The organism is Bacillus sp. AM 13(2015) (assembly GCF_001518755.1).
In the GTDB taxonomy this organism is placed as follows: domain Bacteria; phylum Bacillota; class Bacilli; order Bacillales; family Bacillaceae; genus Bacillus; species Bacillus safensis.
In genome coordinates this window covers 1-13,361 of record NZ_LKCP01000013.1, presented here as the reverse complement: position 1 = coordinate 13,361, position 13,361 = coordinate 1, and the positions used below count along the sequence as shown (strand labels likewise).

The following is a 13,361-nucleotide window of genomic DNA, read 5'->3' as shown; positions in this document are numbered from 1 at the left end:
TTGCTTTTATGGACGATAGATGGATGGTGATTCAATGATTTGAAACAGGTTCTTTCCTTGCTTTGTATTATCGATCCAGCCCTTAAAGGCTGCTTTACCAGGTCCATATGCATAGACAGGGACATCCTCACCTGTATGGGCAAAGGTTGTCCAGCCTGAGAAAGAACGCTGATCGAAAATATGTTGGATGCTGAGTTGGATCGTACTGGCATTTCCTGACTGTGCTGCTTTTTCTACCTGTGAGATTTCGCCTTCTGAGAGAGAGAGATCAATATAGGTCTGAAGGACACCACGTACAGATTGGCCGCCTGCAATTTTCTTAGCCATGTAAACAGGTGTTTTCTTAGCAGCTAAGATGGGCACTGGGTCCCATTTGTAGCCAGTCTCACTTGTCATCCCATCTGTGCCAAACGAAAAACCGCCAGTCGCATGATCTGCCGTGATAACGACAAGTGTTTCTTGATCTTTTTGCGCGAACTGAAGGGCTGTTTGAACTGCTCTCTCAAAATCCTCCATCTCACTCATTGCACCCACCACATCATTTTCATGTCCAGCAGAATCAATGGTGCTGCCTTCAAGTAGCATGAAAAAACCATGCTGGTTGTCTTGATTCAATTGGGTGAGTGCTGCCTGCGTCATGTCTTTTAACTTAGGCACATGCTTCGGACGGTCGATGGCTCGATCCAGCTCGTCCTCCTGGAATAAGCCGAGCATTTTCGAAGATGATTGAGAGGTTAAATCATCTTTTGATCGCAGAATGGAATACCCGCTCTTTTTAAATTCTTGAACAAGATTACGGTCTTTTCGATCAAAATATTGCATTCCGCCACCTAGAAGGATATCAACTTTGTGTTCTCCGCCTATTTTCTCATCAAAAAAGTGGTCTGCAATTTGTTCTTTATTTTTTCGGGAGACGTTATGTGTGCCAAAAGCGGCGGGTGTTGCATCGGTGATGTCAGATGAGACAACAAAAGCTGTTCTCATTTTTGCTTCCTTCGCTGCTTCAACGACACTTCTAAGAGGTTGTTTTTCATGATTGACGGCGATGGCATCATTGTATGTCTTTTTTCCAGTCGCCATGGCTGTTGCTGCGGCAGCTGAGTCAGTAATATTATCTCGAGGATCATCTGGATGTGTGGTCTGCATCCCGACTAAATAAGGGTCCCAGACGGTTTTTCCTTTTAAAGAAGCATGCTTTTCCTGCTTGAATGTGCGGTAGGCTTTGATCATGGGCATCCCCATTCCATCACCAACGATAAAAATAATATTTTTTGGTGTTTTCGTTTGTTTCTTGTCTGCTGCATTCGTTGATACGGGAATGACATAATGTGCGGTGAAAAGGACAGCTAATAAGAGTACTGCTAGAATTCCGCTAAAAAGAAATATACGTGTTTTACGATCCATAGAGCCCATGAAAAATCTCCTTTTATCATTTATTTCATAATTTGTATTTTATTTGAATATTCAAAATGGTTCAACCCCTTATCCCATAAAAAAGGTGACGAGACTTTTGTCTCATCACCTTTTATACCGTATCACACTTCACGCCAACGACGCCTTCTAGATCTTTAATATCAAAGTAAACATCGGTTGTATAGCGGTCTTTATGCACACGTACGCGTACTTCCATGATTGGATAGTCTTTTTCTTTTAAATCATCAATTCGTACAGAATGAATGCGGATATTGAGGGCTTTCATTTCTTTTAAAATATCGGTCATGCGGTTTCTGTCAGAAAGAGACATTCTGATGCGAATTTCTTTTTCCTGCAGGCGAATCGGTCCGATCCGCTGGAAGAGCCATGGCAGGAATTCGACACTAATCAGAATAAAGAAAAGGCTGAGGAAGGCTTCTTTATAAAATCCTGCACCGGTTGCAACCCCAAGTCCTGCTGCTCCCCAGATCATCGCAGAAGTCGTGAGACCTGAGATGACATCATTGCTTTTTCGAAGAATCACACCTGCTCCAATAAAACCAACACCAGATATAATTTGCGCCGGTAACCTGAGTGGGTCCATTTGAAGCTTAGAGACTCGAGGGAAATTGTAGGCTGCATCAATGCTGATGATGGTTAAGACGCAGGAGCTGACAGCAATGACAATACACGTTTTTAAGCCGAGGGGCTTTTTCTTCAGCTCTCGTTCAAGCCCGATAATCAGCCCGATTAAAGTGGCCACGGCTAATTTTAAGACTGTATCCCATTCAATTGTCCAAAACATGCGTATCGCTCCTTTCACTTCATGTACGTTTCACAACATGTATATGATCTTCTCACAGCCCATATGGCTGCACAACTCTTATTTTATTCAGTTTCTGAAGAAAGAAAAGCTTTTTATTTTATTTAAAAAGAGAGTCATCCGCATAGGGCAGATGACTCTTCAATTCTTTATTTTGTTTCTTCCTCAAGATGATCTTCCATTTTGTTAAATAGCTGTTTTGATGCTTTTGACGGCTTACTTGTCAATAAGCTGACAATAATGGCAGCTAATCCACTTAGCGTAAAGCCTGGAATCATTTCATAAATACCTGTGGCATGGTTGAGACCTGTCGTAATCCATGTCAGAACCACAACTGCACCAACGATCATCCCAACTAGGGCACCATGATGATTCATTCGTTTCCAGTATAGGCAAAGCAAGATGACTGGACCGAATGAAGAACCAAATCCTGCCCATGCATAACCGACAAGATCAAGAATGGTGTCACTTGGGTTAAGTGAAAGGCATAAGGCAATCACAGCGACAACGAGTACAGACATCCGGCCAATCATGACAAGCTCTTTGTCTGAAGCTGTTTTTCTAAAGAACGTTCTGTATAAATCCTCTGTCATTGCACTTGCTGTGACAAGCAGCTGAGACGAAATTGAACTCATAATCGCAGCTAAAATCGCAGAAAGTAAAAATCCAGTGATATATGGATGGAACAATACTTTAGAAAAGACGATAAAGATGGTTTCAGGGTCAGCAAGGTTCATGCCCGTTTCATGAACATAGGCAACACCCACTAAACCGACAGACAGTGATCCAATCACTGAAATAATCATCCAGCTCATTCCGATTCGGCGTGCTGGTTTTAAATCTTTTACAGACGTAATGGCCATAAAGCGCACGATAATATGCGGCTGTCCAAAGTAACCTAGTCCCCAAGCGAGGAAGGAAATAATGCCAATGACGCTCGTTCCTCTAAAAATATCTAGCAATTTAGGATCAATCTGTTGAATATCTTGGAATGTAGCAACAGGTCCGCCTAATTGTGTAAAGGCAACGATCGGCACGAGCACTAATGCTAAAAACATGATAGCTCCTTGGACAAAGTCCGTTAAGCTCACTGCCAAAAATCCGCCGAACAATGTATACAAAATGACAATACTTGATGTTAAAATCAGTCCAAACATGTAGTGAGCACCGAATGCTGACTCAAATAAACGTCCGCCTGATACCATCCCAGACGATGTATACAGCGTAAAGAAAATTAAAATGATGACGGCTGAAACAGCTTTTAATAAAGCAGATGATCCTTTGAATCGTTTATCAAAGAAATCAGGAATCGTAATTGCATCATCCGCAATTTCTGTATAAGAACGTAAACGAGGTGCAAGAATGAGGTAGTTCAAGTAAGCACCAACGATTAAACCAATCGCAAGCCAGGCTGTCGATAAACCTGTTTTATACATTTCACCTGGCACACCCATCAGCATCCATCCGCTCATATCCGCAGCACCTGCTGAAAGGGCCGTAACGAATGGACCAAGCCCGCGTCCACCAAGCATATAATCATTTAAATCATGTGTTTTCCTGAATGCATACCAGCCAATGGCAAGCATCCCGATAAAATAAATAGATAAGGAAATTGTAACTTCAATACTCATTTTGTGTTCTCACCTTTTTCGTATTAATTTGACATCACCTCAATCAAAATATACAGAAGTGCGATGGCAGCTTTTTTGTTTGACTGTCCCGCTCACTGCTATGGTTACTTAACCTAACAGAGTATTCCCAAGTGATCAACCTGCCTAAACCTCTTCATTTTGAAGAAAAAATGTACCGATCGATGATAAGAATCGATATGTAAGCGATTACAAAAATAATCAAAAGTAAAAATTTTCTGAAAAATAAAAAGTCACCTGATGAATATTTCTTTTATCGATTTGATCATAAAGACGTTTCAAGAGAACGGACCTTTTACCGCACCTGCGTAAAGTTGCTTTAGAACAGTAAAATTTGATATGATAAAGTGTATATGACTTATGATCATGACCACGATCACGCATCATTTTTGGAGGTGAACCTGCATGTCAAGAATTTCAATAGAAGAAGTCAAGCACGTTGCGCATTTAGCAAGGCTTGCGATTACAGAAGAAGAAGCTGAGATGTTTACAGAACAGCTTGATAGCATCATTTCATTTGCAGAGCAGTTAAACGAGGTAGATACGGAAAACGTTGAACCTACTACACACGTATTAAAAATGAAAAACGTCATGAGAGAAGATGTTCCGAATAAAGGTCTTTCCATTGAGGCAGTCGTCAAAAACGCGCCTGATCATAAAGACGGCTATATTCGTGTGCCATCAATTTTGGACTAAAGGAGGCCCGAGACATGTCACTGTTTGATCACAAAATTTCTGAATTAAAAGAGCTTTTACATAAAAAGGAACTGTCTGTTTCTGATTTAGTGGACGAGTCTTATAAACGAATCAATGAAGTAGACGGGAAAGTACAAGCATTCCTTGCACTGGACGAAGAAAAAGCTCGTGCGTATGCAAAGGAATTGGACGAGGCAGTTGGTGAAAAGGACGAGCTTGGCCTATTGTTCGGTATGCCGATCGGTGTGAAAGATAACATTGTTACAAAGGATTTGCGTACAACAGCTTCAAGTAAAATCCTGCAAAACTTTGATCCAATTTATGATGCAACCGTTGTGAACCGCTTAAGAGACGCAGAAGCAGTCACAATCGGTAAATTAAATATGGACGAATTCGCAATGGGATCTTCTACGGAGAACTCAGGCTTCAAAGCGACGAAAAACCCGTGGAATTTAAACACCGTTCCAGGCGGATCAAGTGGTGGATCAGCAGCTTCTGTTGCAGCAGGTGAAGTACCGTTCTCACTTGGATCAGATACAGGCGGTTCTATTCGTCAGCCGGCATCTTTCTGCGGAGTTGTAGGTCTTAAACCGACATATGGACGTGTATCCAGATACGGATTAATTGCATTTGCTTCATCATTAGACCAAATTGGTCCGATTACACGCAATGTAGAGGACAACGCTTATGTTCTTCAAGCGATTTCTGGTGTCGATCAAATGGACGCAACAAGTGCAAATGTCGATGTACCAGATTTTCTTTCTTCATTAACTGGCGACATCAAAGGTCTGAAAATCGCTGTGCCGAAAGAATATCTTGGCGAAGGCGTTGGCGAGGAAGCAAAAGAGTCTGTTCTTCAAGCGTTAAAAGTATTAGAAGGACTTGGTGCGACGTGGGAAGAAGTGTCTCTACCGCATTCTAAATATGCGCTTGCGACTTACTACTTACTGTCTTCTTCAGAAGCATCTGCAAACCTTGCACGGTTTGACGGTATCCGCTATGGCTACCGTACAGATAATGCAGACAACCTGATTGATTTATACAAAAATACTCGTTCTGAAGGCTTCGGAGACGAAGTGAAGCGCCGCATCATGCTTGGTACATTCGCGCTAAGCTCAGGATATTACGATGCGTACTATAAAAAAGCGCAAAAAGTCCGTACATTGATCAAAAAAGACTTTGAAGATGTTTTCGAAAAGTATGATGTCATTGTAGGACCGACAACGCCAACTCCTGCATTTAACATTGGTGAAAAGACAAGCGATCCATTGACTATGTACGCAAACGATATTTTAACGATCCCTGTTAACCTTGCAGGCGTTCCAGGAATCAGTGTGCCTTGTGGATTTGCAAATGGCCTTCCGTTAGGACTGCAAATCATCGGCAAGCACTTTGACGAAGGAACAGTGTACCGCGTGGCTCACGCTTTTGAGCAAGCAACAGATCATCATAAAGCAAAACCTGAACTGTAAGGGGTGAATCAGAATGAACTTTGAAACGGTAATTGGACTTGAAGTCCACGTAGAGCTAAAAACACAATCGAAAATTTTCTCAAGCTCGCCGACACCTTTTGGTGCAGCTGCCAACACGCAAACAAGTGTCATCGACCTTGGATATCCTGGCGTACTGCCTGTACTGAACAAAGAAGCGGTGAACTTTGCGATGAAAGCGGCTATGGCGCTGAACTGTGAAATCGCAACGGATACTAAATTTGACCGTAAAAACTACTTCTATCCTGATAACCCAAAGGCGTATCAAATTTCTCAATTTGATAAACCGATCGGTGAAAACGGCTGGATTGAAATTGAAGTAGAAGGCAAAACAAAACGAATCGGTATTACGCGTCTCCATTTGGAAGAGGATGCAGGGAAACTAACGCACACAGGCGACGGTTACTCACTCGTCGATTTCAACCGTCAAGGAACACCACTTGTTGAAATCGTATCTGAGCCAGACATTCGCACGCCAGAAGAAGCGTATGCTTACTTAGAAAAATTAAAATCCATTATTCAATATACAGGCGTTTCTGACTGTAAGATGGAAGAAGGCTCACTTCGCTGTGATGCCAACATTTCTCTTCGCCCAATCGGCCGTGAAGAGTTTGGTACAAAGACAGAGCTCAAAAACTTGAACTCATTTGCTTTCGTACAAAAAGGCCTTGAATTCGAAGAGAAGCGTCAAGAGCAAGTATTGCTTTCTGGCGGCTTGATCGAGCAGGAAACACGCCGTTATGACGAAGCGTCTAAAAAGACAATTCTTATGCGCGTTAAAGAAGGCTCTGATGATTACCGCTACTTCCCAGAACCGGATTTGGTGGAGCTGTACATTGATGACGAGTGGAAAGAACGCGTAAGAGCATCCATCCCAGAGCTTCCAGACGAGCGCCGCAAACGCTACATCGATGAGCTTGGCCTTCCTGCATACGATGCAATGGTACTCACGCTGACGAAAGAAATGTCTGATTTCTTTGAAGCGACCATTTCAGAAGGTGCAGAAGCGAAGCAAGCATCGAACTGGCTCATGGGTGAAGTATCAGCATACTTAAACTCTGCTCAAAAAGAGCTGGAAGATACAAAGCTAACGCCGCAAGGGCTGGCTGGTATGATCAAGCTTATTGAAAAAGGAACGATTTCCTCTAAGATTGCGAAAAAGGTATTCAAAGAGCTCATCGAAAATGGAGGAGATGCAGAAACAATCGTCAAAGAAAAAGGACTTGTCCAAATTTCTGACGAAGGTGCACTGCTCAAACTTGTCACAGAAGCACTTGATAACAACCCGCAATCCATTGAAGACTTTAAAAATGGTAAAGACCGCGCGATTGGTTTCTTAGTCGGACAAATCATGAAAGCATCGAAGGGCCAAGCTAACCCACCGATGGTGAACAAGATTCTCCTTGAAGAAATCAAAAAACGCTAAAACGCAAAAAACCGCCTGGTGAAAAAGGCGGTTTTTTTTGATTGAAATGACAGGGTCTTACTATAGATTCGGACCACAGCCGTATATCAATTTAGAGATACTTTTCTTATAATGAAGCATAAGCGAAAGTGCACATTCGAAGGGGGAAAGGTGAGCTAAATCAAAAAACAGCACGTTATGTTACTGAAGAAACAGCCTCAATTGTTCCACTGCTCTTAGAACAGCAGGATCCTCACACTTTTCTAAATTCGTCAGCATTCCTTGGATGACTGGCTTACGAGGTTCAGCTTTTGCCAGCTCTTCTTCAATCACTTCAATGGATACAACGGTATCATCAGAAAGCAGATGCTCCAGCTTTAACAAACGAAGCTCCTCTTGAAGGGAAGCAGCACTAGGCGCTTCATCGTCCCAAATGGTTTGCTTCAAAATCGGCTTCGTCTGAGAGCGAAGCAATCCTTGAACCAGATCATCAAACCGTTCGAGTATAAAGGATGAGAGCTCATCAAATGATAATTGCATTTGATCCTGTAAAAGCAGAACCTGCACATACGATTGGATAATTCCTTGAATCATGACTGACAGGTCAGTTATATATGGTTCGATTTTCTGTCCATAAGTGGTCAAGATGGAAATTTGAATTTCATCATTCATTTGCTTTTTCACGGTTTTTGAATACTTTTTAATTTGTTGGTTTTCCGGAATAATGTTCTCGCTGAGGATCAGAATGATAAAATCTTTGTTCTCAGCAAAATGCTGAAACTGTTCAGCAATTTGTTTCTGAAAGATCTCTCTCGGCGCGAGATGCTGATTCTCTTTTCGAATCGTTTCGATTGTTTGCATCGAAGTGTCGATATAATATTCAAACGCTCGGTTGAAAAGCTGTTCTTTTGATTTGAAATGTAAATAAAATGCGCCTTTTGATATTCCGCATTCATCTGCAATTTCCTGAATGGTCGTAGAAGAAAAACCCTTTTTCGCAAACAATTGGATGCTTGCTTTAATGATTTTTTCTTTTTTTTCGTTCATGAAATAAGGCCCCTTCAGCTTTAGAATGTTACGTCAAACGCAAGTGAAATGGTTGACGGCATTGTATATCACCGTTTATTATGATATAGAATGACCAGTCAGTCAATACATAAAGGAAAATGGAGGATATAATGAATTCGATCATCAATTTTGTATTAAAGAATAAGTTCGCTGTATGGCTCATGACGATTATCGTAACAGTTGCTGGTCTATATGCCGGATTGAATATGAAACAAGAATCAATCCCGAATATCAACACTCCAGTCATTACGGTTTCTACAACGTACCCTGGCGCAACGCCGGACGAAGTATCAGATAAGGTGACAGATCCAATTGAAAAGTCGATTCAAAACCTCAATGGGGTCAACGTGGTCACTTCTAATTCTTTTGAAAATGCATCATCCATTCAAATCGAGTACGATTACAGCAAAGACATGGATGAAGCAAAAAAGGAAATTGAAGATGCGATTAGCAATATCGATTTCCCTGAAAATGCAGAAAAACCTAAAATCGCACGCTTTAGTATTAATGCGATTCCAATCCTAGCCCTTAGTGTCTCAGGTGATAAAGAATCATTACAAGACCTTACACGAAAAGTAGAAAATGACCTCGTTCCTTCACTTCAAGGGTTAGACGGCGTCTCTTCTGTTGAAGCTTCAGGACAGCAAATCAAAGAAGTAGAATTTTCGTTTAAAGAAAAGAAACTAAAAGAATACGGTTTAGATGAAGAAACTGTCCAAAACATGATCAAAGGCTCTGATGTGAATGTACCATTAGGTCTATACACATTTGGCAACAAACAAAAATCAGTTGTCGTGGACGGCAATATTTTAAGCGTCAAAGATTTGAAAAACATGCGAATTCCTGTTACACCAAGTGCAGGCGGCGGTGCGGGAAGCGCTGGAGCGGGAGCACCATCTAGCAGCGCAGGAGCACAAGGTGCCGAGCAGCAGGCGGGAAGTGCAAGTCAGCAGCAAGCAGCAGCACAGCAGCAAACAGGTGCAGCAAGCAGTCAATCTGTAGAGCTACCAACGATCAAGCTGTCTGAGATTGCAGATATTAAAGTCGTCAAAGAGGCAGAATCGATCTCTAGAACGAATGGGAAAGACAGTATCGGTCTGCAAATTGTCAAAGGCTCTGATGCCAACACAGTGAGTGTTGCAGAAGAAGTGACAAAAGAGCTTGAGAAATTCAAAAAAGACAACAAAGGAATCAAAGTAAGCACCACATATGATCAAGCAGAGCCGATTAAAGAGTCTGTCAGCACAATGCTGAACAAGGCGATCATCGGAGCAATCTTTGCGATCATTATCATTCTCTTGTTCCTGCGAGATATCAAATCAACATTAATCTCGGTCATCTCCATTCCGTTATCTCTGTTGATTGCTGTTTTACTATTAAATCAGCTGGATATCACGTTAAATATCATGACACTTGGTGCCATGACCGTCGCCATCGGGCGTGTTGTCGATGACTCGATAGTGGTCATAGAAAATATCTATCGACGAATGGCGTTAAAGGATGAACCGTTAAAAGGCAAGGCACTCGTCAGAGAAGCCACAAAAGAAATGTTTATCCCAATCATGTCTTCAACGATTGTGACAATTGCGGTATTCTTACCGTTAGCATTAGTAGGTGGAATGATTGGTGAACTATTCATCCCATTTGCCTTAACGATTGTGTTTGCGTTACTTGCTTCACTGCTTGTCGCTATTACAATTGTTCCAATGATGGCACACACTCTATTTAAAAAGAACCTGTACGGCACAGCGAAAAAGGTAAAAGAACATAAACCAAGCAAGCTTGCTGGCGGTTATAGACGTGTACTGAATTGGACACTCAACCATAAATGGATCACATCAGGAATTGCTATTCTTATGCTTGTCGGAAGCTTATTCTTAGCACCACTTGTCGGTGTCAGCTTCTTACCACAGGAAGCAGAGAAAACGGCGATGGTGACATATACACCTGAACCTGGACAAACGAGAGAGCAAGCAATTGATGAAACGAAAAAAGCTGAAGAATATTTGATGAAACGTGACCATGTCAATACAGTTCAGTATTCTCTTGGCTCTTCAAATGCCATGACAGCAAGTGTTGGCGGTAACTCTAACGGTGCATTATTCTTCGTACAATATGACGAGGACACACCGAATTTTGATAAAGAAAAAGACCGTGTAGTCAAAGCCCTGCAAGACAAAGCGTCCAAAGGGGAATGGAAATCACAAGACTTCTCATCTGCTGGCGCCAGCAATACTGTGACGTACTATGTGTACGGGGACAAAGCAAGTGATATTGAAGGCACAGTAAAAGATGTTGAGAACATCTTAAAAGATGAGAAAAACCTGAAAAATGTCAGCACAAGCTTATCTGAGAAATACGACGAATATACGTTTAATGCAGATCAAGAAAAACTGGCGAAACTAGGTCTAACTGCTTCACAAATCGCTCAAGCGATTGCACCTCAAAATAGTGAAACAACACTGACGAAAGTCACAGAGGACGGCAAAGAACTTGATGTGAAGCTTCAAACGGAAAAAGATGAATATAAGAGCAAAAAAGATTTAGAAAATAAAAAGATCACCACACCAACAGGGCAAGAAGTCCGAATTGGTGATGTCGTCAAAGTAAAAGATGGGACGACAGCAAATACGGTGACAAAACGTGATGGAAAAATCTACGCAGAAGTGTCTGGTGACATGACAACAGACGACGTCTCAAGTGTGACACAAGATGTTCAGAAGAAAGTTGACAAGCTTGATCTGAAATCTGGCGTAACGATTGACACAGGCGGCGTAAGTGCGGATATCCAAGAATCCTTTACACAGCTTGGCCTTGCAATGCTTGCAGCGATTGCCATTGTGTATCTCGTTCTCGTCATCACATTTGGCGGAGGTCTTGCACCATTTGCAATTCTCTTCTCACTTCCATTTACGGTTATTGGCGCTCTCGCTGGATTGTTTATAGCAAAAGAAACCATCAGCTTAAATGCCATGATTGGATTGCTCATGCTGATCGGTATCGTTGTAACAAATGCCATTGTCTTGATTGACCGCGTGATTCATAAAGAACAAGAAGGTCTCTCAACAAGAGAAGCGTTACTTGAAGCAGGTGCAACAAGATTACGTCCAATCTTAATGACGGCACTTGCGACAATTGGTGCACTGCTGCCACTCGCATTAGGATTTGAAGGCGGAAGCCAGATCGTATCAAAAGGACTTGGTGTTACCGTAATTGGCGGTTTAACAAGTTCTACACTTCTCACATTGGTCATCGTTCCAATCGTGTATGAAATGTTAAGCAAGTTTAAACGTAAGAATAAATACGCAGAAGAAGAGTAAGAGGAAGCCCCGCTCATTGGCGGGGCTTTTTTTATTTTGAAATCTGGCAAACAGCTTTTCTCATAAGTTCTTCAAATGCGTGGAAAAAGGCATCACGATCGACATGGTCAATCACTTGAATTGATTTTCCATCTGGATGTTCTTCTGTCCGTCCTTGCTTTGGTGTCTCGGTATAAACGATCGCATTCACTTCTTTTGAACGGGTAAATGATGTAGAAGCAAGAGTAATTGTTGTCAGCACGTCCCATAAGTAATACGTCGAATTGGTTTCATGATGAATGAGCGGCGGACAAAAGGCGTAGCACTGTCCGATAAAATCTATTCCAATATGAGAACGAAGAGAAGCCCAGCGCTGACGTACATCAAGTGTAAGCGGGACTTGATTTGTACTTTCAAGTGCGACCATTTCAATAGGAAACGGTTCCTGAAAGACAGTGCTCACAGCATAAGGATCCCAAAATGCATTCCATTCTGCTGTCCCGTCATGCTCGGGTTCTTCAACATTGCCTTTTTCAAGGAACGTGCCGCCCATCCACACCAATTTCTCAATTTTGTTAGAGATTGAAGGATCTTCTTCTAAAGCGCGTGCAAGATCTGTGAGCGGACCAGTAAAGAGCAGGGTGACAGGTTCTTTTGTCTTCTTAACTGTTTCAATCAGATGAAGGTGTGCTGGCAGCTTGGACACTTTTGTATCAACAGTACCTTTTTCATTTAAAATTGGCAGAGCATCTACATAGAAAGCATGCATACGCCACTCCTTCGGAAATGGATTGACGCCTCTAGAAGTTGAAGCAGCGACTTCAATTTCATAAGGGCTGAATCGATCAATGATTTTTTGAGATGCACTGAGAGCAGGCTCTAAATAACAATCAGCAGGAATCACAGACATTCCGATGACTTTCAAATGTTCCATTTGAAGGAGAAGAAATAAAGAGACGAGGTCATCAACACCGCCGTCATGATTAAAATAGACAGGCTTTTTCATCGCATATCATCCTTTACAGCGTTTTCTTTTATCTTATCAGAATGCTTTCTTACTGAGGGAAATGTGCTTGGAGATTTTACATATTAGGTGGTTGTTTTGTTGCCATTTTCAAATCTCATAGTATAATTAAAGGTTGTTAGTGGTGAAAATAGATTGCATAATGAATATAGGATGATGATGAATGAAACGTGCTCGAATTATATACAATCCGACATCTGGGCGTGAACTCTTCAAGAAGAATTTACCGCAGGTTTTGCAAAAATTTGAACAAGCTGGCTATGAAACTTCTTGTCATGCGACGACATGTGCAGGAGATGCCACACAAGCAGCAGAAAAGGCCGCACAGAGAGATTTTGATTTAATTGTAGCAGCAGGTGGAGACGGCACGATCAATGAAGTCGTCAACGGACTAGCACCGCTTGAAAAAAGACCAAAACTAGGAATTATTCCAGTTGGAACGACAAATGATTTCGCAAGAGCACTTGGAATTCCACGAGAAGGTGTTTTGAAAG

10 protein-coding genes are annotated in these 13,361 nt (G+C 41.8%); 5 read left to right on the top strand and 5 right to left on the bottom strand.

Going from position 1 to position 13,361, the window contains the following annotated elements; genetic code table 11:
* Positions 1-6: 6 nt before the first annotated feature.
* From AOQ70_RS01825 to putP, 3 genes are all read right to left on the bottom strand, one after another.
* A complete protein-coding gene (locus AOQ70_RS01825; RefSeq protein WP_059374652.1) occupies positions 7-1,413 on the bottom strand; it encodes an alkaline phosphatase in 1,407 nt (468 codons plus the stop codon).
* Positions 1,414-1,525: 112 nt separating this feature from the next.
* On the bottom strand, positions 1,526-2,218 hold the full coding sequence (locus AOQ70_RS01820; protein WP_024424547.1) for an MgtC/SapB family protein: 693 nt from the start codon (positions 2,216-2,218) through the stop codon (positions 1,526-1,528).
* 167 nt (positions 2,219-2,385) lie between these two features.
* Positions 2,386-3,867, bottom strand: coding sequence for a sodium/proline symporter PutP (putP, locus tag AOQ70_RS01815; protein WP_025092651.1), 1,482 nt, complete (start codon positions 3,865-3,867; stop codon positions 2,386-2,388).
* 423 nt (positions 3,868-4,290) lie between these two features.
* Between putP and gatC the strand changes: the two genes are divergently transcribed.
* From gatC to gatB, 3 genes are read left to right on the top strand one after another with little or no spacing between them, the layout of a single operon-like run.
* Positions 4,291-4,581, top strand: coding sequence for an Asp-tRNA(Asn)/Glu-tRNA(Gln) amidotransferase subunit GatC (gatC, locus tag AOQ70_RS01810; protein ID WP_024424549.1), 291 nt, complete (start codon positions 4,291-4,293; stop codon positions 4,579-4,581).
* 14 nt (positions 4,582-4,595) lie between these two features.
* Complete coding sequence (gene gatA / locus AOQ70_RS01805; protein WP_059374650.1) at positions 4,596-6,053, top strand: Asp-tRNA(Asn)/Glu-tRNA(Gln) amidotransferase subunit GatA; 1,458 nt, start codon at positions 4,596-4,598, stop codon at positions 6,051-6,053.
* A 13-nt stretch (positions 6,054-6,066) separates the two neighbouring features.
* Positions 6,067-7,497, top strand: a complete 1,431-nt coding sequence (gene gatB / locus AOQ70_RS01800) for an Asp-tRNA(Asn)/Glu-tRNA(Gln) amidotransferase subunit GatB (protein WP_059374649.1) — start codon at positions 6,067-6,069, stop codon at positions 7,495-7,497.
* Between the two features lie 180 nt (positions 7,498-7,677).
* On the opposite strand, the gene AOQ70_RS01795 is transcribed toward gatB, so the two are convergent.
* The gene (locus AOQ70_RS01795) at positions 7,678-8,523 is read right to left on the bottom strand and encodes a TetR/AcrR family transcriptional regulator (protein WP_048239987.1); all 846 of its coding nucleotides are present in this window, start codon (positions 8,521-8,523) and stop codon (positions 7,678-7,680) included.
* A gap of 131 nt (positions 8,524-8,654) precedes the next feature.
* On the opposite strand from AOQ70_RS01795, the gene AOQ70_RS01790 reads away from it, so the two are divergent.
* On the top strand, positions 8,655-11,864 hold the full coding sequence (locus AOQ70_RS01790; RefSeq protein WP_059374646.1) for an efflux RND transporter permease subunit: 3,210 nt from the start codon (positions 8,655-8,657) through the stop codon (positions 11,862-11,864).
* A 31-nt stretch (positions 11,865-11,895) separates the two neighbouring features.
* Here AOQ70_RS01790 and AOQ70_RS01785 read toward each other — a convergent pair whose 3' ends face one another.
* Positions 11,896-12,849: a nucleoside hydrolase gene (locus tag AOQ70_RS01785; RefSeq protein WP_059374644.1), complete on the bottom strand. Its 954-nt coding sequence runs from the start codon at positions 12,847-12,849 to the stop codon at positions 11,896-11,898.
* A gap of 181 nt (positions 12,850-13,030) precedes the next feature.
* On the opposite strand from AOQ70_RS01785, the gene AOQ70_RS01780 reads away from it, so the two are divergent.
* Positions 13,031-13,361: YegS/Rv2252/BmrU family lipid kinase (locus AOQ70_RS01780; RefSeq protein WP_156417727.1), on the top strand; the 331-nt coding region annotated here is incomplete at its 3' end.